The organism is Pseudomonas campi (genome assembly GCF_013200955.2).
In the GTDB taxonomy this organism is placed as follows: domain Bacteria; phylum Pseudomonadota; class Gammaproteobacteria; order Pseudomonadales; family Pseudomonadaceae; genus Aquipseudomonas; species Aquipseudomonas campi.
This window is the reverse complement of record NZ_CP053697.2, coordinates 2635483-2656880: the sequence shown is the minus strand read 5'-3', so window position 1 is coordinate 2656880 and position 21398 is coordinate 2635483. Positions and strand designations below refer to the sequence as shown.

Sequence of the window (21398 nt, the reverse complement as noted above, 5' to 3'; positions counted from 1 at the left end):
ATCCACCAAGGTGGCGTTGTGGTGGATGGATGAAGCGCCATCCACCCTACGTCAGGCTTCTGCGGCTTCGACTTCCACCAGCAGCTGGCGGTTCTTCACCTGGTCGCCCTGGCTGACCTGCACGCGGCGGATTACTCCGTCGATGCCGGCCTTGAGCGGGTGTTCCATCTTCATCGCTTCCAGCACCACCAGCAGTTGGCCCTTGCTGACCTGCTGGCCTTCGCTGACCAGCACCTCGACGATCGCGCCATCCATCGGCGCCTTGACCGTGCCGGAGCTGGCGGCGTTCTGCCCGCCGGCCGGTTCGTGGGTGACGTCGGTGAGTTCCAAATTGCCGCTGTGGCCATACAGCCAGAGTCGCTCGCCGGCCAGGTGATAAGCGCGGCGCTGGCGGATACCGTCGAGCTCAAACGTGGCCCAGCGGCCGTCGCTGGCCAGCAGGCGCAGTTCGACCTGGGTTTCGCCGATCTGGGCGCGCAGCAGCGGCTGGGCGCCGGACTCCAGCACTTCGAGCTCGACTGCATGTTTCTGCTCGCCCTGCTTGAGCACGAAGCTCCAGGGCGCGCCGCCGGCGTTGCGCCAGCCGGCCAGGCCGCCCTGGTGCGCACGACTATTGGCCGAGGCTTGGTAGAGCAGGGCGGCAGCACTGGCCAGCTCGGCGGCAGCCGGTGCTTGCGGGGTCAGGCTCGGGTCGTCGGCGAAGTGTTCGCCGATAAAGGCGGTGGTGGCGTTGCCGGCGGCGAACTCGGGGTGCTTGAGCAGGTTGGCGAGGAAGCGCTGGTTGCCGTTGACGCCGAGCAGCACGCAGTCCTCGACCGCGCGCGCCAGCTTGCGCCGGGCCTCGTCGCGGGTGGCGCCATAGGCGATGACCTTGGCCAGCATCGGGTCGTAGAACGGGGTGACGGCCTGGCCTTCGACCAGGCCGTGGTCGATGCGGATGCCGTCCAGCAGCGCCGGCTCCCAGCGCAGCACTTCGCCGGTCTGCGGCAGGAAGTTGTGCGCCGAATCCTCGGCGTACAGGCGCACTTCCATGGCGTGGCCGGTGAGGCGAATCTCGTCCTGCTTGAGCGGCAGCGGCTGACCTTCGGCGGCGCGGATCTGCCAGGCAACCAGGTCCTGGCCGGTGATCAATTCGGTGACCGGGTGCTCGACCTGCAGGCGGGTGTTCATTTCCAGGAAGAAGAATTCGCCGCTCTGATCGAGGAGGAATTCCACTGTGCCGGCGCCGACGTAGTTGACCGAGGCCGCAGCCTTCACCGCCGCTTCGCCCATGGATTTACGCAGCTCGGGCGTCATCACCGGGCAGGGTGCTTCCTCGACCACTTTCTGGTGGCGGCGCTGCACGGAGCAGTCGCGCTCGCCCAGATAAACGATGCTGCCGTGCTGGTCGCCGAATACCTGGATTTCCACATGGCGTGGACGGATCACCGCGCGTTCGAGAATCAGCTCGCCGGAGCCGAAGGCGTTTTGCGCCTCGGAGCGGGCGGTGCGGATCTGCGCCAGCAGTTCGCCGGATTCGTGGACCAGGCGCATGCCGCGGCCGCCGCCACCGGCGCTGGCCTTGATCATCAGCGGGTAGCCAATGCGCTCGGCCTCGCGGCTCAGGGTGTCGTCGTCCTGTGCCGCGCCTTCGTAGCCGGGAATGCACGGCACGCCGGCTTCGAGCATGGCGATCTTCGACAGGCGCTTGCTACCCATCAGGTGAATCGCTTCTACGGTCGGGCCGATAAAGACGATGCCGGCCGCCTCGCAGGCGCGGGCGAAGTCGGCGTTCTCGGAGAGAAAGCCGTAGCCGGGGTGGATCGCGTCGGCGCCGGTTTTCTGTGCGGCGGCGATGATGTTGTCGATCACCAGGTACGACTGGTTGACCTGCGCCGGGCCGATGCACACGGCCTCGTCGGCCAGCTGGACATGGCGCGCGCCGGCGTCGGCCGCGGAGTACACCGCCACCGTGCGATAGCCCAGGGCCTGCGCGGTGCGCATCACCCGGCAGGCGATCTCGCCACGGTTGGCGATGAGGATCTTTTTGAAGGCGGGCATCGTCGTGCTCCTGCTAGTCGTAGCCCGGATGCAATCCGGGGTGGTCGGTTCCCGGATTGCATCCGGGCTACGTCAATCGGTTCCCTCTCCCCTCGGGGGAGAGGGGAGTCAATCCTCAGCCCACTTGGGCTTGCGCTTCTGCATGAAAGCCATGGTGCCTTCCACGCCTTCGCTGCCCAGCACCGCTTCGGCGAACTGGCCGGCGGCGTGGTCGAGCAGGCTGCCGAGGTTTTCCGTTTCGGTGGCCAGCAGCAGCGCCTTGGTCGCCGCGTTGGCGCCGGGGGCGCACTGGCGTACCTGGGCCAGGCACTGGGCGAGGCGGTCGACCACGGCCTGGTCGTCGGCTTCGCTGAAGTGCACCAGGCCCAGGCGCAGCGCTTCGGCACCGTCGAAACGGGCGGCGGTCAGCGCCAGGCGGCGGGTTTGGGTCAGGCCGATGCGCTTGACCACGAACGGCGCGATCTGTGCCGGCAGAATCCCCAGGCTGGTTTCCGGCAGGCCGAACTTGGCGCCCTGGTGGGCGATGGCGATGTCGGACACGCAGGCCAGGCCAAAACCGCCGCCGAGCACCGCGCCTTCCAGCACGGCGACCAGCACCTGTGGCGCGTACTGGGCCTCCTCCAGCAGGCTGCCGAAGGCGCGGTTCAGCTCGCGGTAGGCGTCGCCGCCCTTGGCTCGCGCACCAGCCATGTCCTTGATATCGCCACCGGCGCAGAAGTGGCCGTCGGCGCCGCGCAGCACCAGGGCGCGCACGCTCTGGTCATGGCGCACCGTGCGCAGCACGGCACGCAGTTCCTCGACCATCGCCAGGCTCATGGCGTTGCGACTGTCCGGGCGGTTGAGGGTGACGTAGAGCACGCCCTCGACCCGCTCCAGCAACAGGGTTTGCGTATTCGGTAGAGACATCTTCATCGCTCCGTTGAAATAGGGCAGGTCTGTAGGGTGGATCACGCTTCACCGATCCACCGTGCGGCGCCTCGGTGGATGTAAAAAGCGACATCCACCCTACGCACTACGATCAGCCCTTCTTTTTACCCGGCAGAATGCCCATCAGTTTGCAGATGATGCCGAGCATGATTTCGTCGGCGCCGCCGCCGATGGAGACCAGGCGCACGTCGCGGTAAGCGCGCGACACGGGGTTGTCCCACATGAAGCCCATGCCGCCCCAGTACTGCAGGCAGGCGTCGGACACTTCACGGCCGAGGCGGCCAGCCTTGAGCTTTGCCATGGACGCCAGGTTGGTCACGTCACGACCACGGACGTATTGCTCGGTGGCCTGGTAGACCAGCGCGCGCAGGCACTCGATTTCAGTCTGCAGCTCGGCCATGCGGAAGTGGATGACCTGGTTGTCGATCAGCGGCTGGCCAAAGGTCTGGCGCTCTTTGCAGTACGCGATGGTGGCGTCGACGCAGTGCTCCAGGCCCTTGATCATGTTGGCTGCGCCGAACAGGCGTTCTTCCTGGAACTGCAGCATCTGCATCATGAAGCCGGCGCCTTCGTGGCCGATGCGGTTGCGCTGCGGTACGCGCACGTTGTCGAGGAACACCTGGGCGGTTTCCGAGCTGCGCATGCCGAGCTTGTCCAGGTGCGGGCTGACGCTGATGCCCGGAGTGTTCATCGGCACCACGATCAGCGACTTGTTGACGTGCGGCTTGTCGTCGCTGGTGTTGGCCAGCAGGCACATGAAATCGGCGCTAGGGGAGTTGGTGATCCACATCTTGCTACCGTTGATCACGTAGTCGCCGCCGTCCTTGCGCGCGGTGGTCTTCAATCCCGCAACGTCGGAACCGGCGCCGACTTCGGAGACGCCGATGCAGCCGACCATGTCGCCGCTGATGGCCGGCTTGAGGAATTCCTCGCGCAGCTCATCGGAGCCGAAGCGGGCCAGGGCCGGGGTGCACATATCGGTCTGCACGCCGATGGACATCGGGATGCCGCCGCAGCGGATGGTGCCGAACTCTTCGGCGGCGACGATCGAGTAGCTGTAGTCCAGGCCCATGCCGCCGAATTTCTCCGGCTTGGAGATGCCGAGCAGGCCGAGGTCACCGGCCATCTTGAAGATTTCGTGGATGGGGAATTTGCCGGCCTTTTCCCACTCGTCAACGTGCGGGTTGATTTCCTTGTCGACGAAGTTGCGTACGGTGCGGCGGAGTTCTTCGTGTTCCTGGGTGAAGATCATTTTTGTTGTGCTCCGAAGGGTTACAGGCGGGCAACGCCGAACGAGTTGGATTTGAGGGGGCGTACTGCGGCTTCGGCGCAGATATCCAGCAGGAAGCCGAGCAGTTTGCGCGTATCACGCGGGTCGATCAGGCCGTCGTCCCACAGGCTGGCGGTGCCGTACAGCGCGGTGGACTGGCTGTCGAGCTTCTGCGCGGTGGCCATTTCCAGCATGTCGAGCATCTTCGGGTCGGCCTCCTTGCCTTCCTTGCGATGCTTGTCCTCGGTGACGATGCGCAGCACCTTGCCGGCCTGGGCGCCGCCCATCACGGCGGTCTTGCTGTTGGGCCAGGCGAAGATGAAGCGCGGGTCGAGGCCACGACCGCACATGGCGTAGTTGCCGGCGCCGTAGGAGCCGCCGACCACTATGGTGAGCTTCGGCACGCGAGCATTGGCCACCGCCTGGATCAGCTTGGAACCGTGCTTGATCACGCCGTTCTGCTCGGACTCGGTGCCGACCATGAAGCCGGTGGTGTTGTGGAAGAACAGGATCGGCGTGTTGCTCTGGTCGCACAGCTGGATAAATTGCGCCGCCTTGGCCGCGCCGCGCGGGGTGATCGGCCCGTTGTTGCCGATAAAGCCGCAGGGCTGGCCTTCGATGGCCAGGTGGCCGCACACGGTCTGGCTGTCGAACTCGTTCTTGAAGTCGAGGAACTGCGAGCCGTCGGCGATGCGGGCGATGATCTCGCGCACGTCGTAGGGTTTCTTGGCGTCGGCCGGGACGATGCCGAGCAGTTCTTCGGCCGGGTACAGCGGCTCGTTCCAGGTCTTGGCCGGGCGTGCCGGCAGCTGGGCATTCCACGGCAGCAGGCCGGCGATCTCACGGGCGATACGCACGCCGTCGGCGTCGTTCTCGGCCAGGTATTCGGCGGTGCCGGCGACCTGGGCGTGCATCTCGGCGCCGCCCAGTTCCTCGTCGGTGGCCACTTCGCCGGTGGCGGCTTTCAGCAGGGGCGGGCCGGCGAGGAACAGCTTGGCCTTGCCGCGCACCACCACCACGTAATCGGACAGGCCCGGCTGGTAAGCCCCGCCGGCGGTGCTGGAACCGTGCACCACGGTGATCTGCGGCAGGCCCATGGCCGACATGCGCGCCTGGTTGGCGAAGCCGCGCGCACCTTCGACGAAGATGTCGGCGGCGTAGTTGAGGTTGGCGCCGCCGCTCTCGGCCAGGGTGATCACCGGCAGTTTGTTTTCCACGGCGATCTGCTGCAGGCGCAGGGACTTCTTCAGGCCGGTGGGCGAGATGGTGCCGCCCTTGATCGCGCTGTTGTTGGCGATCACCAGGCAGCGCACGCCGGCCACGTAGCCGATGCCGGCGATGATGCCGCCGCCGGCCTGGGTGCCGTCCTTGTCGTCGTGCAGCTTGTAGCCGGCCAGCGAGGCCAGTTCGAGGAACGGCGCGCCGGAGTCGAGCAGCAGGTTGATGCGCTCGCGCGGCAGCAGCTGGCCGCGCTTGATGAACTTGGGCTTGGCTTCAAAGGCCTTGTCCAGCACCTTCTGTTCGACGTCGCGGAAGCTGGCGATGGTCGCCAGCATGGCCTCGCGGTTCTGCGCGAAGCTGTCGCCGTGGACGTCGAGTTCGGACTGAATCACCGGCATCGCATCACTCTCCCTGGTCTTTCAGTACATCGGGCACGTAGGCCCGGTGGAAGCCGTTGTAGGACTCGCTGTTTTTCGCCTTGCCCAGGGTCCAGGCACGGGTGCCCTGGCTGGCGGCGCCGTCGATGCGAATGGTGTTGCCGCTGATGAAGTTGGCGCCGGGGGAGAGCAGGAAGACGATGGCCGCCGCCACTTCCGACTCGGTGCCGATGCGCTGCAGCGGTACGTGATCCTTGAGGTTGCGGATCATGTTCTTCATCGACTCGGGGTAGGTGTCCATGCCGCTGGAGGCGATCCAGCCCGGCGCCACGGCATTGACCCGCACGCCGGCGTGGCCCCACTCGTAGGCGGCGGTCTTGGTGAAGTTCTCCATGCCGGCGCGGGCGGCGCCGGAGTGGCCCATGCCGGGCATGCCGCCCCACATGTCGGCGAGCATGTTGACGATGCTGCCGCCGGTCTTGCTCATGCTCTGGCTGAACACTTCGCGGGCGATCAGAAAGCCGCCGACCAGGTTGGTGCGCACCACGGTCTCGAAGCCTTTCTGGTTGATCGATACCAGCGGCGCGGGGAACTGGCCGCCGGCGTTGTTGACCAGGTGGTGGATCGGCCCGCGCTCGGCGATCACCGCCTTGACCATGGCCTTGACCGCTTCTTCCTCGCGGATGTCGCACACGGCAAAGCTGGCGCTGCCACCGTCCTCGGCGATCTCGCCGGCGGTTTTTTCCAGCTTCTCCAGCTTGCGTCCGACGAGCACCACATGGGCGCCGAGGTGGGCCAGTTCGTGGGCCACGCAGCGGCCGATGCCGCTGCCGCCGCCGGTGACCAGAATGGTCTGGCCGCTGAACAGGCCGGGTTTGAAGACTGAGTCGTATGCCATTGTTATTGTCCTTGTTACAGGCTGTCAGCCAGTGCGCGCGGCACCGGAATCGGGAACTCCAGCAACTGCTGGGCGAAGGCCTTGCCCTGCGGGTCGATGCGCAGGCTGGCCACGCCGCCGCCGCCCAGGGCGTTCTCCAGCAGGAAGTTGAGGCTGTGGCTGCCCGGCAGGTACCAGCGGCTGACCTTGCCGGTCTGGCCGTCGAGTACGTGCTGCATCCATTCGGCCACGGCGCCTTCGGAGAGCGCAGCCGCGATCCAGGCCAGATACTCGGGCTTTCTGGCCATCACGCCGATATTGCTGTGGTTGCCCTTGTCGCCGGAGCGGGCCACGGCCAGCTGGATCAGCGGCACCGTGGCGTCGGCCTGGCCGCTGGTAGCCGGCACACTGACGTCGGCGGCAATCTGCGCCGGGCTGAAGGAGTCCAGCTGGGGCAGGGCGAGCGGGCTGCGCTCAGCGTTGAGTTCGACCTCCAGGCTGCAGGCGCTCTTGTCGACCAGGAAGCTGAACAGGCGGATCACCGGGTACACCGTAGGGCGCCCGCCGACTATGCCGGTCAGGCCCGGCGCCATGCCGGTAGCGGCCTGGGCGATTTCGCGGGAGAACAGCACCAGCGCTTCCTTCTTGGCGTGGCGCACGCCGATCTTGACCACTACTTCGCGGGTGTCGCGGCGCTGGCCGCGCGGGCCATAGGTGGCTTCCGAGCCGAGCAATTCGATGCAGACTTCCTTGTACGGGCCCCAGCCGCGTGCGGCGAACATCTCCTCGGTCTTGGCGATGATCGCCTGGCTGACCCGCTCGGCCTTGGCTACCGCATCGATGCCGGCTAGCAGGCAGCTGGCGGTGCAGCGGAAACCGTCCGGATGGGTGGCGCTGACCTTGTACTGCGCGGTCGGCGCCAGGCCGCGGGCGCCTTTCAGTTCAACGCGGTTGGCGCCGACCTGCTGCAGCTGCACCTGGGTGAAGTCGCAGACCACATCGGGCAGGTAGTAGGCACGCGGGTCGCCGATCTCGTAGAGCATCTGCTCACCGACCGACAGGGTGGAAATCAGGCCGCCAGTACCCTCCGGCTTGCCGACCACGAAACTGCCGTCGGCGGCGACTTCCACTACCGGGAAGCCGATATGTTCGTAGTCCGGCACGTCGCGCCAGTCGGTGAAGTTGCCGCCGGTGCATTGTGCGCCGCATTCGATGATATGGCCGGCCAGGGCGGCCTGGGCCAGCTTGTCGTAGTCGTTCCAGGCCCAGTTGAATTCGTGCACCAGGGCCGCGCTGACCACCGCGCTGTCGACCACGCGGCCGGTGATGACGATGTCGGCACCGAGCTTCAGCGCTTCGACAATGCCCGGCGCGCCGAGGTAGGCGTTGACCGATACGCACATCGGCGGCAGCGCGGCGCCCGTGAACATCTCCACGGTGCCGGCCTTGACCAGTTCGCCTAGCTTGGGTTGCAGGTTATCGCCATGCAGCACGGCGATCTTCAACTCGACACCGGCCTTGGCGCAGGCAGCGGACAGGGCCGCGGCGCAGGCGCTGGGGTTGACCCCGCCGGCGTTGCTGATGACGCGGATGTTCTTCGCGGCGATGTCCTGCAGCAGCGGGGCGAGCACTTCGACGAAGTCGGTGGCGTAGCCTTCGTCCGGCTTCTTCATCCGCGCGCCAGCCATGATCGACATGGTCACTTCGGCCAGGTAGTCGAACACCAGGTAATCCAGCTCGGTGCCGTGCACCAGCTGGGCGGCAGCGGTGGAGGTGTCGCCCCAGAAGGCGGAGGCGCAGCCAATGCGGATGGTCTTGCTCATTTATAGGTATTTCCATCGACGCCAGAAGATGGGAAGACATTACCAAGCAAGCGCTTGGTTGAAAAGCATTGCGAGCAACTTTTCAGCCAAGCGCTTGCTTGGGTGGCCGGGGAGCCGTAAATTTCGTCCATAAAGCCCTTATCCCTGGCAGGTCTTCACAAACCTGCCTTCCTGTTTTAGCCGGAGAAACACGTTTGGACGATCACAAGGCCCGCGCCGTGATGCAGCAACTGGTGGCCAGCGGTCAGGTGACCGACCCGGAAAGCGCCCGTGGCAAGCTGTTGCAGACCGCCGCCCACCTGTTCCGCAGCAAGGGCTACGAGCGCACCACGGTGCGTGACCTGGCGGGCGCGGTCGGCATCCAGTCCGGCAGCATCTTTCACCACTTCAAGAGCAAGGATGAAATCCTCCGCTCGGTGATGGAGGAAACGGTGCGCTACAACACCGCGTTGATGCACGCCGCCCTGGCCGATGCCAGTGGCCTGCGCGAGCGCGTGCTGGCGCTGATCCGCTGCGAGCTGCAGTCGATCATGGGCGGTACCGGCGAGGCAATGGGCGTGCTGGTGTATGAATGGCGTTCGCTGTCGGAGGAGGGCCGTGCGCATATTCTTGCCCTGCGTGACACCTATGAGCAGATCTGGCTGGACGTGCTCGGCGAGGCGCGCGCGGCCGGCTACGTCAAGGGTGATCCGTTTATCCTGCGGCGTTTTCTCACCGGTGCGCTGAGCTGGACCACCACCTGGTTCCGCCAGGACGGCAAGATGAGCCTCGATCAACTGGCTGAAGAAGCCTTGGCGCTGGTGATCAAGGAAACCTGACCGGGATAGGCTAAGCTGCAGCTACTGGTCAACGACCGACTACTGGATCAGGGATGTCCGGACCATGTGACGTGATCATTCCTGCTTCCATCTTGGTCGAGGTGCCTTGCCTTGCATTCGATTGTCAGGCTGTTGTTGATCTCGCTGGGCCTCTGCCTGCAACCCCTGGCCATGGCCGCCGAGGTGGTAAGGGTGGGTGCCTACCATTTCCCTCCTTATGTGAACAAACCGGAGAGCGCGGAGCCGGGCGGGGTGTTGCCCGAGCTGCTGGCGCAACTCAATGCTGCGCAGCAGGATTACCGCTTCACGCTGGTACCTACTTCGGTCACGCGACGCTATCGGGACTTCACTCAGGCTCGTTACGACCTGATTCTCTTCGAATCGCCGGAGTGGGGTTGGCAGGACATCAAGCTGGCCAAGCTCGACCTGCATGTCAGCGATGCCGAAGTCTATGTCGCCCGCGCCGAGCCCGGCCGTGGCCAGGACTACTTCGCTAGCCTCAAGGGCAAGCGGATGGCTCTCTACAACGGCTATCACTATGGTTTTGCCGGTTTCAATGCCGACCAGGACTACCTCACCCAAACCTTCAAAGCCGTGCTGACCTATTCCCATGACAGCAACCTGCTCATGCTGCTGCACGGGCGCGTCGAACTCAGCGTGGTGCCACGCTCCTACCTGCGCCTCTACCAGCAGAGCGAGCCCGAGCAAAGCCAGCAGTTGCTGGTGTCTGAACGAGCCGATCAGGTCTATCACCATCAGGCTTTGCTGCGCCCTGGCGGCCCGCTCAAGGCTGAAGCCCTGGCGCGCTTGCTTGAAGAGTTGCAGAGCAGTGGCAAACTGCCGGCGCTGCTGGCGCGGTACCATTTGCGCCCTACTACGGGGGAAGAGCAGGAACAGGCCAACCCTATGCAGCTGTGATGCTCTGGGCTAGTCTCGGCAATAGTTAAGTTGTCGGTGGGGTCAACATGGATTTTGTACGACAGGGATTCTGCTTTGTCGGGCTTGTGGTCTGCCTGCTACTGGGCAGTAATGTCGTTATCGCTGCACAAAAAGTACAGGTCGCCGCCGTCCACTTCCCCCCCTATGTGATCAAGCCCGAAACCGGCGTGCCGCAAGGATTGCTGGTCGAATTGGTCGCTGCGCTCAATCAGGTTCAGGGCGATTATCAGTTCGTCCTGCGACCGACCTCGCTCAACCGTCGTTTCAATGACCTCCAGCAGGGTCGTATCGACCTGGCCATCTTCGAGAATCCCGACTGGCAATGGCAGGGTATCGCCGGTACGCGCATCGACATGGGCCTGGAAGATGCCGAAATTTTCGTGGCCCGCGCCCTGCCAGGCCGTAGCCAAGCCTATTTCGAAAACCTGATGGGCAAGCGCATGGCCTTGTTCAACGGCTATCACTATGGTTTTGCCGGCTTCAACAACGACCCGGTGTGGCTGGCCAAGAATTTTCAGGCGCAGCTGACCTACTCCCACGAAAGCAACCTGAACATGGTCTTGCGCGGGCGTGTCGATGTGGCGCCCATTACCCGTTCCTGGATCGGTGCCTACCTGCGTGACAACCCCGAGTTGCGCTCACAGCTGCTGATTTCGGAGTGGGTCGATCAGGTCTACCGCCACTACGTGATTCTGCGGCCACAAGCGCCGATCAGCGGCGAGCGGTTCCGCGAGTTGATGCAGCAGTTGCGCGAGAATGGTCAGCTGGAGCAGATATTCGCGCCGTACGGAATCGCAGTCAGACCTCGCGTAGCGGGTAGCTCAACAGCAACAAGTGCAACAGATTGACCGCGCCGTGCAGGGCGATGGCGCCCGCTGTAGTGGACTGCAGGTCATAGCCCAAGCCCTGCGGCGGTTTCGCCTGCGCCAGGGTGAGGGCAATAACCGCTAGCAGCAGCTCAGGTGCAGCGGCATGCGCCATCCTTGTGACGTAGCCCGGATGGAATCCGGGGCAGGGGCTCAGCGGCTCGCGGCGTCCTTGGCATCCTGCTCGACATTGCGCTCACGAATGCGCTTGAGCTGTTCTTCGCTCAGCGGCAGCTTGCGGGCGCTGTCGCGCAGCAGCATCAGGCTGCCGAGGATCGAGCCAAGAGCGAGGATCATGATTAACCAGGCGTACCAGGGCATTAGGCTTCTCCTTCCGTTACAGCTCCACCATAACCCCCTACGCCAGAGCTGTCAGTTGCCCAGCACACTGAGCAGGCTGCTGTCGTCCTTCAGCTCGACTCCGGACAGTTGCAGGCGCAGGGCCTGGCGGGCGAGGAAGTCCAGCTTATGTGCGGCCAGGGCATAGGGCAGGCCCTCGGGGCGTACGTTGGAGATGCAGTTGCGCTGGCTGTCCATCTTGCCCACGGCGGGCTGATAGGTGAGGTAGATGCCCAGGCTGTCCGGCGAGCTGAGTCCCGGCCGTTCGCCGATCAGCACGATGGCCAGGCGTGCGCGCAGGGCCTCGCCGATGCCGTCGCCAATCGCCACGCGGCCCTGTTCGGCCAATACCACCGGGGTATTGGCCCAGTCGGTGTCGAAACGTTCACGAAACAGCTCCAGCAGCGGCAGGGCATGGCGCTGGATGGCCACCGAGGACAGGCCATCGGCGAGGACGATGGCCAGCTCCGGTGCGGCCAGCTCATGCAGCAGGCGCACGCGGCATTCCTCGCTGAGGTGGCGGCCGTAGTCCGGGCGCAGCAGGTAGGTCTGCCGGTCGGCGGCGCTGCTGTGCACCTGCAGGGTACGGAAGCCGGCGTGGCGCAGCTGTTGTTTGAGTTCGGCGAAATCCAGCGGGCGGTGCACGGCGTCGCGGGCCTGGGCGTGGGCCAGGCCGAACTTGAGCACTTCGCGGGTCGGCATGCTGCAGCCGACCCGGCCCAGGGCGATGCGCGCCGAGGTGTGTGCGCGCAGTTCGTCCCAGGGGTTGTGTTGCGTCAGGTCCTTGTCGCTCATCAGGCGGCTCCTGAAACGAAGGGCAGTTGTTTGAGCAGGTGGTGGCCACGGCCGATCTCGCGCAGCGCGCCGGATGGCTCGGTGATCGCCATGCGCGTCAGCCAGGCATCGAATTCCGGGGCGCGCTTGAGGCCCAGCACCGAGCGCAGGTACAGCGCGTCGTGGAACGAGGTGCTCTGGTAGTTGAGCATGATGTCGTCGGCGCCGGGGATGCCCATGATGAAGCTGAGGCCGGCCGCGCCGAGCAGGGTCAGCAGGCTGTCCATGTCGTCCTGGTCTGCTTCGGCATGGTTGGTGTAGCAGACGTCGCAGCCCATCGGCAGGCCGAGCAGCTTGGCGCAGAAGTGGTCTTCCAGGCCGGCGCGGATGATCTGCTTGCCGTCGTACAGGTACTCCGGGCCGATGAAGCCGACCACGGTATTCACCAGCAGCGGCTTGAACTCGCGGGCCACCGCATAGGCGCGGGTCTCGCAGGTCTGCTGGTCGACGCCATGGTGGCCGCCGGCCGACAGCGCGCTGCCCTGGCCGGTCTCGAAGTACATCAGGTTGTCGCCAATTGTGCCGCGCTTGAGGCTCAGCGCCGCCTCATGGGCTTCCTTGAGGATGGCCAGCGACACGCCGAAGCTGGCGTTGGTCTTCTCGCTGCCGGCGATAGACTGGAACACCAGGTCGATCGGCGCGCCAGCCTCGATGGCCTGGATCTGCGTGGTGACGTGGGTGAGCACGCAGCTCTGCATGGGGATGTCGAAGTGCTGGCGCACCTCGTCCATCATCTGCCACAGGCGCATCAGGGTCGGCAGCGAGTCGCTGGCCGGGTTGATGCCGACGGTGGCGTCGCCGGAGCCATACAGCAGGCCGTCGAGCAGGCTGGCAGCGATGCCGCGTACATCGTCGGTGGGATGGTTGGGCTGCAGGCGCACCGAGAGGTGGCCGGGCAGGCCGATGGTGTTGCGAAAGCGGGTGATCACCCGGCACTTCTTGGCCACCAGGATCAGGTCCTGGTTGCGCATCAGCTTGCTCACCGCGGCCACCATCTCCGGGGTCAGACCCATGGCCACGGCGCTGAGGGTGGCGCTGTCGGTGGAGTCGAGCAGCAGCCAGTCGCGCAGGTCGCCGACGGTGAGGTGGCTGATCGGGGCGAAGGCGACCAGATCATGGCGATCGATGATCAGGCGGGTGACTTCGTCCTGCTCGTAGGGAATCAGCGCCTCGTTGAGGAAGGCCTTGAGCGGCACGTCGGCCAGGGCCAGTTTGGCCGCCATGCGTTCTTCGTAGGTGGCGGCAGCGAGGCCGGCCAGGTAGTCGCCGGAGCGCGCCGGGCTGGCCTTGGCCAGCAGGGTCTTGAGGTCGCCGAAGCGATAGACCTGGCTGCCGACGGTGGTCTGGTAGGGCATGGGTGCTTTCCGGTGACGAATGACTGCTAGGTGCGCCTGCAGTGCGCATGCCAGTTTGCCGGTTCGGCGCCGGCCTGGCGTAGCGCTGGGCCCGGCTAGCATAACGCTGCCGCGCCGAGGCCGGGTGATGATGCATCCTGGTGCAGCAGCGGGCGCGGGCAGTGCGTTTGTTGTGCCTGCGCGAGGGGCTGCAGCGGGGCTGCGAGAATGGCCAGCAGTGACGGCTGTCACACGCCAGCAACCTGCTACTGCTTCAATGCCGGCCATTCGTACTGTTCGGGATTAGTTTCATGGATGTTGTTCCCGCCCTGACGCACTTGCTGCGGCCGATTTCGCCCTTGCTCGCCACGATCAGCATCAGCGATGTGGCCGACCAGTTGCTGATGCCCGAGCACAAGGCCTTCCTCTCCCTGCCGGTGGTGGATGAGCAGGGGCGACCGCTGGGCCTGGTCAGTCGCTCGACCCTGCAGGACATCTTCATGCAGCGCTTCGGCCGCGATCTGTGGGGCCGCAAGCCGGTGCGCGAAGTGATGAATCCGGAGCCGTTGGTGGTCAGCCTGCACACCAGCCTGGAGGAGGCGGCCCGGCAGATCACCGCGCAGCTGCAGTCGCCGATCCGCGACGACTTCATCCTGATCGACGAACACGGCCGGTATCGCGGCCTAGGCACCGTGCTCGACCTGCTCAAGGCCATGGAAAGCCAGGTGGCGCAGCGCAACCGGGTGCTGCGCAAGGCGCTGATCGACCTCAAGGAGTCCCAGGCGCAGCTGGTGCAGTCGGAAAAGATGGCGTCGCTGGGGCAGATGGTCGCCGGCGTGGCCCACGAGCTGAACACCCCGCTGGGCTATGTGAAGAACAATGTGCAGTTGCTGCGCGAGCTGACCAGCCCGCTGCTGGCACTGGCCGCCGCCCAGGCCCGACTCGGCGATTGCCTGAGCGATCCGGGCTGTGACGAGGCGCAGCTGGCGGCGGCCTTCGCCGATGCCGCCCATGCCCGCGAGCTGGCCGCCCCGGAACTGCTGGCCGACGACCTTGCGCAGCTGTTCGACGACACCGGCTATGGCCTGCAGCAGATCGGCGAACTGGTGGTCGGCCTCAAGGACTTCGCCCGCCTGGACCGTGCCATGAGCGAGGAGGTCGACCTCAACGACTGCATCCGCAGCGCCCTGCTGATCGCCCGCAACAACATCAAGGACAAGGTCGAGGTGCAGCAGCAGCTCGGCGAGTTGCCGCGCATCGCCTGCGCGCCGTCGCAGATCAACCAGGTGCTGCTCAACCTGCTGAACAACGCGGCCCAGGCCATGGACGGTTTCGGCCGCATCCAGGTGAAGAGCTGGACCCAGGCGCAACAGGTGCTGATCTCCGTGCAGGACAACGGCCGCGGCATGCCGCCCGAGGTGCTCAAGCGCATCTTCGACCCGTTCTTCACCACCAAGCCGGTCGGCCAGGGCACCGGCCTGGGCCTGTCGATCAGCTTCAAGATCATCCAGGACCACGGTGGCAGCATCCGCGTGGTCTCGGAACCGGGGCGCGGCACGCGCTTCCTTATCAGCCTGCCGTGCAGCCAGGCGGCTGCCCTGCAACGGAGTGCCTGACCCATGAACCAACCGATCCGCATCCTCTTCGTCGACGACGAGGAGCGCATCCTGCGCAGCCTGGCCCTGCAGTTTCGCCGTGACTACGAGGTGCTCACCGAGAGCGACCCGCGCCGCGCCCTGGAACGCCTGCGCCATGAGCAGGTGCAGGTGATCGTCAGCGACCAGCGCATGCCGCAGATGAGTGGCGCCGAGCTGCTGGCCCAGGCCCGCGAGCTGCAGCCGGACGCCATGCGCATCCTGCTGACCGGCTATTCCGACCTGGAGGCGGCGATGGAGGCGCTCAATAGCGGCGGCATCTTCCGTTACCTGACCAAGCCCTGGGACCCGCAGGAGATGGCCTTCACCCTGCGCCAGGCGGCACAGTTGGCGCAACACCGGCAAGCCCTGCCACCACTGCCGCTGCAAGCGGCGCCAGCGATCAGTCTTAACCTGCTGTTACTCGACGAGGCCGAAGAAACTTTCGACTGCGTGGGCGCCTTCTGCATGACCGGCGGCCATCGTCTGCTGCGCGCCGCCAGCCTGAGCGAGGCGTTGCAGGTGCTTAACAACGAGCGGGTCGATCTGCTGGTCAGCGACCTGCGCTTGGCCGGCGAAGACACCGCACCGCTGCTCAAGAGCCTGGCCCAGGCCCATCCGAAGTTGCTCAGCCTGGTGGTGACGCCGTTCTGCGATACCCAGGCGCTGCTCAAGCTGATCAACGAAGCGCAGATCTTCCGCTACCTGCCCAAACCGATCCGCCGCGGCCTGTTCGATAAGGGCCTGCGCGCCGCAGCCGAGCAGGCGCTGATCTACCGCGCGCAGCCGCAGCAGGTGGTCACGCGCCTGGCCGAGGTGCCACGCGAACAGCCCGAGCGGGAGCGGGTTGGCAGTCTGCTGGGCATGCTCGGCCGTCTGCGTGAGCGGCTCAGCGCGTGAGCTTTAAAGGTGCATTGCAGAGCGCTGCGTGCCTGTTTTTTGTTCATTACCTGGGTGCATAGGCTTAGAACAAATCAGGCTTTGAACTATCACCTTGGCGGCCTAATCTCGCATTGCCGTCATCTTCACTGAGGGGGATTCACCAATGGATATCAGCATGAGCGAAGTCGCCGAGCGCGGCTGGGTCGTCCAGCTTGGTTTGTGTGTGGTGCCTTTTGCTTCGCATCAGGAGGCCGGCCAATTCGTCGAGCGCCTGCAGCAGCGACTCAGCGCGCCGCATCCGTTGCCACTTGAGGGGGCCACGCCGTCCAGCGCTGGTCATGAGGCTGTCACACAGAGGGCGGAACATGCCTCGTAGTTAAGTAGTTGCTGTGCTTGTTTCTCGGCCGCGTTTCGCGGCTTTTTTTTGCCTGCGATTTGGCCTCGCGGGCTGGGCATGTTGCCGCGTGGATTGTGCTGGAGTTGCTAGAGCAGTTGCTCTAGATTCGCCCAGAGCCGCCCAACAGTATTCAGGAGAAGGCGACATGGTCGATGCCCTGCAGTTTTCCAACAGCCAGTTCACCTGCCCGGTCACCTGTTATCCGGCGCGGCAGGCCCAGCGCACGGTGATCGTCCTGCCGGCCCTTGGGGTCACGGCGCGCAAATACGCGATGCTGGCCCAGGTGCTGGTGGGCGCCGGCTACAACGTGCTGACCACCGACTGGCCAGGGCAGGGGGAAAGCCTGCCGCGGCCTGGCTGGCGCTTCAATTATGGCTATCGGCAACTGGTCGAGGAGTTCCTGCCCAAGTTGCTGCTGGTGGCCCAGCGGCATTTTCCCGATACCCAGCCGGTGCTGCTGGGGCATAGCCTCGGTGGGCATATCGCCACCCTGTATGCCGCGGCCAATCCCGCCAGTCGGGTGCCGGTGGTGGGCGTGGCCTGCGGCAATATCCACTACCGCCACTGGACGGGCCTGGGGCGTTTGCTCACACCCAGCGTGGCACTCCTGTGCAACCTGCTGGCCAGCACGTTCGGCCATCTGCCGGGCAAGCGCATCGGCTTCGGCGGCCATGAGCCGCGGCGGCTGATGCGCGACTGGGGACGGGTGGCGTTCAGTGGCAATTATCGCCACCTCGGCCTGTCACTGGCGCCACCCAGCCACAGTCGGGTGAACTCGCTGTATATCCAGATCGCCGACGACAACTTCGCCCCGCTGGCCTCGACCCGTGGCCTGGCCGAGCTGATTCAGGCTGAACCCCGTATCGAGCAGCTGGCGTCACCGCGCCCGCCCCATGAGAACCCACACAGCGCCTGGTTGAAGGCGCCGCAGGGCGTGGTGGCGTGCGTCAAGGGTTGGCTGGTGGAACTGCCGACGTGAGGCCGGCAGGCTGATACAGCTGCGCCTGCAACAACTGCAGCGCGCCTTGCACGAAGGGCCGGCGTTCGTCGCTGGCCACGGCGGCTTGCCAGCGGAAGGCCATGCCGCTGGCGCCCACCGGCCGGACCAGCAAGCCACTTTCGTCACCCTGTAACTGGCGCCGGGGCAGCAGGCTGATGCCCAGGCCGGCGCGCACCAGGGCGATGATCGTGGCGATGTCCTGGATATGCTGCAGCGAGCCCAGCTCGATGCGCTGCGGGTGCAGGTAGCGGCGATAGAGCAAGGACTGCTCCAGCTTGAAGTGGTAGAGCAGGTCGGCTCCGGCCAGGTCGCTGGCCTCCAGCCAGGGTTTGGTACCTAGGGCATGGTTCGGCGGCAGGATGGCGACTATCTCGTCACGATTCAGTGCCAGCCAGTTGACCCCGCTGGCCGCGCTGGTTTCGCCGAGGATGGCGATATCGCAGTCGTGGGCTAGCAGGCTGTCGAGCAGGTTGGGCACCTGTTTGACCTGCACCTCGATCTGCGGGAAGCGTCGGCGGAATTCTTGCAGGAAGTCCGCCAGCCAGTCGCTCAGGTGCATGCGGTCGATGGCCAGGCGCAGGCGTCCGGAGTCGCCGCGAGCAAAACGCTCCAGATGCTCCTCCAGCACCGCCACGTCGCCGAGAATGCGCTGGGCGTGGTCATCGAAGGCCAGGCCGGCCTCGGTCGGCAGCATGGCCTTCTGCGTACGCTGGAACAGGGCCAGGCCCAGGCGTTCTTCCAGTTCGGCCAGTTGCTTGCTCAATGCCGGTTGCGAGATGAACAGCGCCTCGGCGGCGCGAGTCAGGTTGCCGGTCTGGCTGATGCTGCGCACCAGGCGCAGGTGTTTCATTTCCAGGCGCACGTCGGTGGCTCCATTTCCCTGGCAGGACTGCCGGCGCCATCTTCTCTATTGCGGCGGCAGTGGGCAAGCCAGGGGCGGATCAGTCGAGCAGGCGCGCCGGGATCAGGTCGCTGCGCGGGTCATCGATCCGGCGGATGGCCACCTGGCAGGCGCCGCGCACCTTTGGGTCGGCGCGCGATTGCAGCACCACCAGCTGCCCGCCGATTTTCTTCAGTAGGGCACGGTCGTACTCCATCAGGCGCTGGCAGGCGGCCACGTCGCCGCTGCCTTCCAGCGCGCAGGGAAAGCGGATCTCGCAGTAGGCGGTATCGTCCTCCAGGCGCTCGATGTGCCAGAACTGCGGCAGGCCGAACAGCCGGCGCCACTCCTCGGCGATGGCCAGGGTACCGTGCTGAGGTCGGCCACGGTTCTTGCGCCAGATCAGCTGCGCCAGCAGGCGTGCCAGCCAGCGCGTGCGCCAGTGCCAGGCGCTGCGCGCTAGCGGCCCAGTGAAACCGTTGACCCGGCGGTAGAGGGCGATCTTCTGTTCGTCGCTGCTCATTACGGCAGCAGCAGGAGCACGCTGACGGCCAGTTGTACCAGCACGGTCAGGCCATGGCTGGCCTGGCGCAGCAGGAGCAGACGGGCGAACAGGCCGGCGCAGTAGAGCAGGCGCAGCATGATGAAGGCGAAGCCGAGGGCTGCGGTCAGCGCCGGGCTGATCTGTCCACTGGTTTCCCCCAGGTAGAGCAGGACGATGAACAGCACCGACTGTTCCAGGCTGTTGCCATGGGCACGCACGGCCTTGAGCAGGTCGCTCTTGCCACCGTCGCCGAAGGCGATCTGATGACGCATGCGCAGACGGGTGATGTTGAGTGACAGGGCGATCAGCAGCAGAGACAGGATCGCGGCGATATAGACGCTGTAGGGCATGGCTATTTCTCGTTTGTTTTTGTTAGAGGCGAGGGTAGGGGCAGGCGCCGGCGATGTAAAAGCGCCAGTGCTTATGGCAGTGATTCCCTGGGGTTATGGCGGGCAAAAGAAAGCCCGACACGAGGTCGGGCTTTCGAGGGGGCCGGCAGGCCGGAAAACTAGGCAGCAGGGCGCTGCTGGCGCTGGTAGAGGAACTCCAGCACCGCCGCGCGGTATTCGTGGTAGCGCGGATCATGGGCCAGCGCCATGCGTTCGCGGGGGCGCTCCAGTTCGACGTGGAGGATATCGCCGATGGTCGCCGCCGGGCCGTTGCTCATCATCACGATGCGGTCGGACAGCAGCACTGCCTCGTCGACATCGTGGGTGATCATGATCACCGTGTTGCCCAGTTCGGCATGGATCTCCATCAGCGAGTCCTGCAGGTGGGCGCGGGTCAACGCGTCGAGGGCGCCGAACGGCTCGTCCATCAGCAGTACCTTGGGTTCCATGGCCAGGGCGCGGGCGATGCCGATGCGCTGTTTCATGCCGCCGGAAATCTCGCTGGGGCGTTTGTCGCGGGCGTGGGTCATGTGCACCAACTCGAGGTTGTGCTCGATCCAGTCGCGCATCTCGCTGCGCGATTTCTTGCCCTGGAACACCTGGCGCACGGCCAGTTCGATGTTCTGGTAGCTGCTCAGCCAGGGCAGCAGGCTGTGGTTCTGGAAGACCACCGCGCGTTCCGGGCCGGGCGAGTTGACCTCGCGGCCGTCGAGGATCACCCCGCCGGTAGTGGCCTGGTAGAGGCCGGCGACGATGTTCAGTACGGTCGACTTGCCGCAGCCGGAGTGGCCGATCAGCGAGACGAACTCGCCTTTGCTGATCTTCAGGTTGACGTTCTGCAGGGCGCAGAACAGGCCCTTGTCGGTGGGAAAGCTGATGCCGACGCCGGTCAGTTCGAGGTGTGCATTGTTCATGGCGGACTCCTAAATTGGCGGTCGTTAGCGCAGGTCGGCGTTCTTGTCCCAACTGGCATGACGCTGGAGCATGAGCATGAGGCGGTCGAGGACGAAGCCGATCAGGCCGATGACGATCACCGCCACCATGATCCGACCGAGCGAGTTGGAGCTGCCGTTCTGGAATTCGTCCCAGATGAATTTGCCCAGGCCGGGGTTCTGCGCCAGCATTTCTGCGGCGATCAGCACCATCCAGCCGGTGGCCAGGGACAGGCGCAGGCCGGTGAAGATCATCGGCATGGCAGCCGGCAGGACGATTCGGCGCACATGCGACAGGGGCGACAGGCTGAGCACGCGGCTGACGTTCTGCAGGTCCTTGTCCAGATTGGCTACGCCGACGGTGGTGTTGATCACGGTGGGCCACAAACAGCACAGGGCCACGGTGATCGCCGAGGTGATGAAGGACTTGGCGAACAACGGATCGTTGCTGGTGTACACGGCGCTGACCACCATGGTCACCAGGGGCAGCCAGGCCAGCGGTGAGACTGGCTTGAACACCTGGATCAGCGGATTGACTGCGTTGTAGATGGGTTTGCTCAGGCCGCAGACGATGCCTAGCGGAATCGCTACCAGGGAGGCGATGACGAAACCGGTCATCACCGTGTAGAGGCTGGTGAATATCTGTTTGAAGAAGGTCGGCTTGCCGGTGTAGGGACGAATGCTGACCTGGGCTTCGGGATCCTTGGCCAGTTTCTCGGCGTTGCGCTTTTCCTGGCGCTCATAGAACGCATCGGCCTTGTCCGCTTCACGCAGGTGCTCTCCGACCAGGCTGCTGAATTGGCTGGCCACCTGGGTGGGGCCGGGGAACTTGCCGAGGCTGGTATCGATGCTGCCGGCAGCCAACTGCCAGAACAGCAGGAAAGCGAGGATACCGATCAGCGGCATCAGTACAGTGGGCAGCCACTTTTTGAGAGCAGCGCTGCGGGCGGATTTAAGGGTGTCTTGGATAGGCTGGGCGACGGCGGGGTTGCTCATCGTCTTGTCCTCGAAGCAAAGGGGAGCCGGAATGCCCGGCTTCCTGGGGCAGTGGTGATGCTTAGAACCTGTTCACGCT

General features: G+C 65.1%; 21 protein-coding genes. 7 read left to right on the top strand and 14 right to left on the bottom strand.

Annotation, left to right across the window (positions count from 1 at the left end; genetic code table 11):
* Window positions 1-51: 51 nt before the first annotated feature.
* From atuF to HNE05_RS12360, 6 genes are all read right to left on the bottom strand, one after another.
* Window positions 52-2040 (bottom strand): geranyl-CoA carboxylase subunit apha, encoded by a 1989-nt coding sequence (gene atuF / locus HNE05_RS12385; protein WP_173207613.1) that lies wholly within the window; start codon window positions 2038-2040, stop codon window positions 52-54.
* 108 nt (window positions 2041-2148) lie between these two features.
* Window positions 2149-2946, bottom strand: coding sequence for an enoyl-CoA hydratase/isomerase family protein (locus HNE05_RS12380; protein ID WP_173207610.1), 798 nt, complete (start codon window positions 2944-2946; stop codon window positions 2149-2151).
* 112 nt (window positions 2947-3058) lie between these two features.
* Window positions 3059-4219: a citronellyl-CoA dehydrogenase gene (gene atuD / locus HNE05_RS12375; protein WP_173207607.1), complete on the bottom strand. Its 1161-nt coding sequence runs from the start codon at window positions 4217-4219 to the stop codon at window positions 3059-3061.
* Window positions 4220-4239: 20 nt separating this feature from the next.
* Window positions 4240-5856, bottom strand: a complete 1617-nt coding sequence (gene atuC, locus HNE05_RS12370; RefSeq protein WP_173207603.1) for a geranyl-CoA carboxylase subunit beta — start codon at window positions 5854-5856, stop codon at window positions 4240-4242.
* Between the two features lie 4 nt (window positions 5857-5860).
* Window positions 5861-6733, bottom strand: a complete 873-nt coding sequence (locus tag HNE05_RS12365; RefSeq protein WP_173207600.1) for an SDR family oxidoreductase — start codon at window positions 6731-6733, stop codon at window positions 5861-5863.
* Between the two features lie 14 nt (window positions 6734-6747).
* Window positions 6748-8535, bottom strand: coding sequence for an acyclic terpene utilization AtuA family protein (locus HNE05_RS12360; RefSeq protein ID WP_173207597.1), 1788 nt, complete (start codon window positions 8533-8535; stop codon window positions 6748-6750).
* A gap of 194 nt (window positions 8536-8729) precedes the next feature.
* On the opposite strand from HNE05_RS12360, the gene HNE05_RS12355 reads away from it, so the two are divergent.
* From HNE05_RS12355 to HNE05_RS12345, 3 genes are all read left to right on the top strand, one after another.
* Window positions 8730-9353, top strand: a complete 624-nt coding sequence (locus HNE05_RS12355; protein WP_180889160.1) for a TetR/AcrR family transcriptional regulator — start codon at window positions 8730-8732, stop codon at window positions 9351-9353.
* Window positions 9354-9464: 111 nt separating this feature from the next.
* Window positions 9465-10271, top strand: coding sequence for a substrate-binding periplasmic protein (locus HNE05_RS12350; RefSeq protein ID WP_420826964.1), 807 nt, complete (start codon window positions 9465-9467; stop codon window positions 10269-10271).
* Window positions 10272-10318: 47 nt separating this feature from the next.
* A complete protein-coding gene (locus HNE05_RS12345) occupies window positions 10319-11140 on the top strand; it encodes a substrate-binding periplasmic protein (RefSeq protein WP_173207594.1) in 822 nt (273 codons plus the stop codon).
* Between the two features lie 171 nt (window positions 11141-11311).
* On the opposite strand, the gene HNE05_RS12340 is transcribed toward HNE05_RS12345, so the two are convergent.
* Genes HNE05_RS12340 through HNE05_RS12330 form a run of 3 tightly spaced genes read right to left on the bottom strand, consistent with a single transcriptional unit; the run spans window position 11312 to window position 13686 of the window.
* Window positions 11312-11479, bottom strand: a complete 168-nt coding sequence (locus HNE05_RS12340; protein ID WP_173207591.1) for a DUF2897 family protein — start codon at window positions 11477-11479, stop codon at window positions 11312-11314.
* A 51-nt stretch (window positions 11480-11530) separates the two neighbouring features.
* Window positions 11531-12292 (bottom strand): ethanolamine ammonia-lyase subunit EutC, encoded by a 762-nt coding sequence (eutC, locus tag HNE05_RS12335; protein WP_173207588.1) that lies wholly within the window; start codon window positions 12290-12292, stop codon window positions 11531-11533.
* Complete coding sequence (locus HNE05_RS12330; protein ID WP_173207585.1) at window positions 12292-13686, bottom strand: ethanolamine ammonia-lyase subunit EutB; 1395 nt, start codon at window positions 13684-13686, stop codon at window positions 12292-12294. Before HNE05_RS12330 ends, eutC begins: the two co-directional genes overlap by 1 nt.
* Window positions 13687-13976: 290 nt before the next feature.
* Between HNE05_RS12330 and HNE05_RS12325 the strand changes: the two genes are divergently transcribed.
* From HNE05_RS12325 to HNE05_RS12310, 4 genes are all read left to right on the top strand, one after another.
* The gene (locus HNE05_RS12325) at window positions 13977-15281 is read left to right on the top strand and encodes a sensor histidine kinase (protein ID WP_173207582.1); all 1305 of its coding nucleotides are present in this window, start codon (window positions 13977-13979) and stop codon (window positions 15279-15281) included.
* A 3-nt stretch (window positions 15282-15284) separates the two neighbouring features.
* Window positions 15285-16199, top strand: a complete 915-nt coding sequence (locus tag HNE05_RS12320) for a response regulator (RefSeq protein ID WP_173207578.1) — start codon at window positions 15285-15287, stop codon at window positions 16197-16199.
* Window positions 16200-16356: 157 nt separating this feature from the next.
* A complete protein-coding gene (locus HNE05_RS12315) occupies window positions 16357-16557 on the top strand; it encodes a hypothetical protein (RefSeq protein ID WP_173207575.1) in 201 nt (66 codons plus the stop codon).
* A 166-nt stretch (window positions 16558-16723) separates the two neighbouring features.
* Window positions 16724-17557, top strand: a complete 834-nt coding sequence (locus tag HNE05_RS12310; RefSeq protein WP_173207572.1) for an alpha/beta fold hydrolase — start codon at window positions 16724-16726, stop codon at window positions 17555-17557.
* Here HNE05_RS12310 and HNE05_RS12305 read toward each other — a convergent pair.
* The 5 genes from HNE05_RS12305 to HNE05_RS12285 form a co-directional block, all read right to left on the bottom strand.
* Window positions 17526-18440: a LysR family transcriptional regulator gene (locus HNE05_RS12305; RefSeq protein ID WP_173207568.1), complete on the bottom strand. Its 915-nt coding sequence runs from the start codon at window positions 18438-18440 to the stop codon at window positions 17526-17528. The two genes, HNE05_RS12310 and HNE05_RS12305, sit on opposite strands and share 32 nt — an antisense overlap.
* Before the next feature lie 79 nt (window positions 18441-18519).
* Window positions 18520-18981 carry a hypothetical protein gene (locus HNE05_RS12300; RefSeq protein WP_173207565.1) on the bottom strand — a complete coding sequence of 154 codons (462 nt, stop codon included), beginning with the start codon at window positions 18979-18981 and terminating at the stop codon, window positions 18520-18522.
* Window positions 18981-19352 carry an MAPEG family protein gene (locus HNE05_RS12295; protein ID WP_173207562.1) on the bottom strand — a complete coding sequence of 124 codons (372 nt, stop codon included), beginning with the start codon at window positions 19350-19352 and terminating at the stop codon, window positions 18981-18983. Before HNE05_RS12295 ends, HNE05_RS12300 begins: the two co-directional genes overlap by 1 nt.
* A gap of 158 nt (window positions 19353-19510) precedes the next feature.
* Window positions 19511-20305, bottom strand: a complete 795-nt coding sequence (locus tag HNE05_RS12290) for an ABC transporter ATP-binding protein (protein ID WP_173207559.1) — start codon at window positions 20303-20305, stop codon at window positions 19511-19513.
* 24 nt (window positions 20306-20329) lie between these two features.
* Entirely contained in the window at window positions 20330-21319 is a 990-nt protein-coding gene (locus HNE05_RS12285) for an ABC transporter permease (protein ID WP_173207556.1), read from the bottom strand.
* Between the last annotated feature and the right edge of the window lie 79 nt (window positions 21320-21398).

Coding starts and splice junctions, on each gene's coding strand:
- atuF (WP_173207613.1), bottom strand. CDS start 2,040: ATGCCCGCCTTCAAAAAGATCCTCATCGCCAACCGTGGCGAGATCGCC.
- HNE05_RS12380 (WP_173207610.1), bottom strand. CDS start 2,946: ATGTCTCTACCGAATACGCAAACCCTGTTGCTGGAGCGGGTCGAGGGC.
- atuD (WP_173207607.1), bottom strand. CDS start 4,219: ATGATCTTCACCCAGGAACACGAAGAACTCCGCCGCACCGTACGCAAC.
- atuC (WP_173207603.1), bottom strand. CDS start 5,856: ATGCCGGTGATTCAGTCCGAACTCGACGTCCACGGCGACAGCTTCGCG.
- HNE05_RS12365 (WP_173207600.1), bottom strand. CDS start 6,733: ATGGCATACGACTCAGTCTTCAAACCCGGCCTGTTCAGCGGCCAGACC.
- HNE05_RS12360 (WP_173207597.1), bottom strand. CDS start 8,535: ATGAGCAAGACCATCCGCATTGGCTGCGCCTCCGCCTTCTGGGGCGAC.
- HNE05_RS12345 (WP_173207594.1), top strand. CDS start 10,319: ATGGATTTTGTACGACAGGGATTCTGCTTTGTCGGGCTTGTGGTCTGC.
- HNE05_RS12340 (WP_173207591.1), bottom strand. CDS start 11,479: ATGCCCTGGTACGCCTGGTTAATCATGATCCTCGCTCTTGGCTCGATC.
- eutC (WP_173207588.1), bottom strand. CDS start 12,292: ATGAGCGACAAGGACCTGACGCAACACAACCCCTGGGACGAACTGCGC.
- HNE05_RS12330 (WP_173207585.1), bottom strand. CDS start 13,686: ATGCCCTACCAGACCACCGTCGGCAGCCAGGTCTATCGCTTCGGCGAC.
- HNE05_RS12325 (WP_173207582.1), top strand. CDS start 13,977: ATGGATGTTGTTCCCGCCCTGACGCACTTGCTGCGGCCGATTTCGCCC.
- HNE05_RS12320 (WP_173207578.1), top strand. CDS start 15,285: ATGAACCAACCGATCCGCATCCTCTTCGTCGACGACGAGGAGCGCATC.
- HNE05_RS12315 (WP_173207575.1), top strand. CDS start 16,357: ATGAGCGAAGTCGCCGAGCGCGGCTGGGTCGTCCAGCTTGGTTTGTGT.
- HNE05_RS12310 (WP_173207572.1), top strand. CDS start 16,724: ATGGTCGATGCCCTGCAGTTTTCCAACAGCCAGTTCACCTGCCCGGTC.
- HNE05_RS12300 (WP_173207565.1), bottom strand. CDS start 18,981: ATGAGCAGCGACGAACAGAAGATCGCCCTCTACCGCCGGGTCAACGGT.
- HNE05_RS12295 (WP_173207562.1), bottom strand. CDS start 19,352: ATGCCCTACAGCGTCTATATCGCCGCGATCCTGTCTCTGCTGCTGATC.
- HNE05_RS12290 (WP_173207559.1), bottom strand. CDS start 20,305: ATGAACAATGCACACCTCGAACTGACCGGCGTCGGCATCAGCTTTCCC.
- HNE05_RS12285 (WP_173207556.1), bottom strand. CDS start 21,319: ATGAGCAACCCCGCCGTCGCCCAGCCTATCCAAGACACCCTTAAATCC.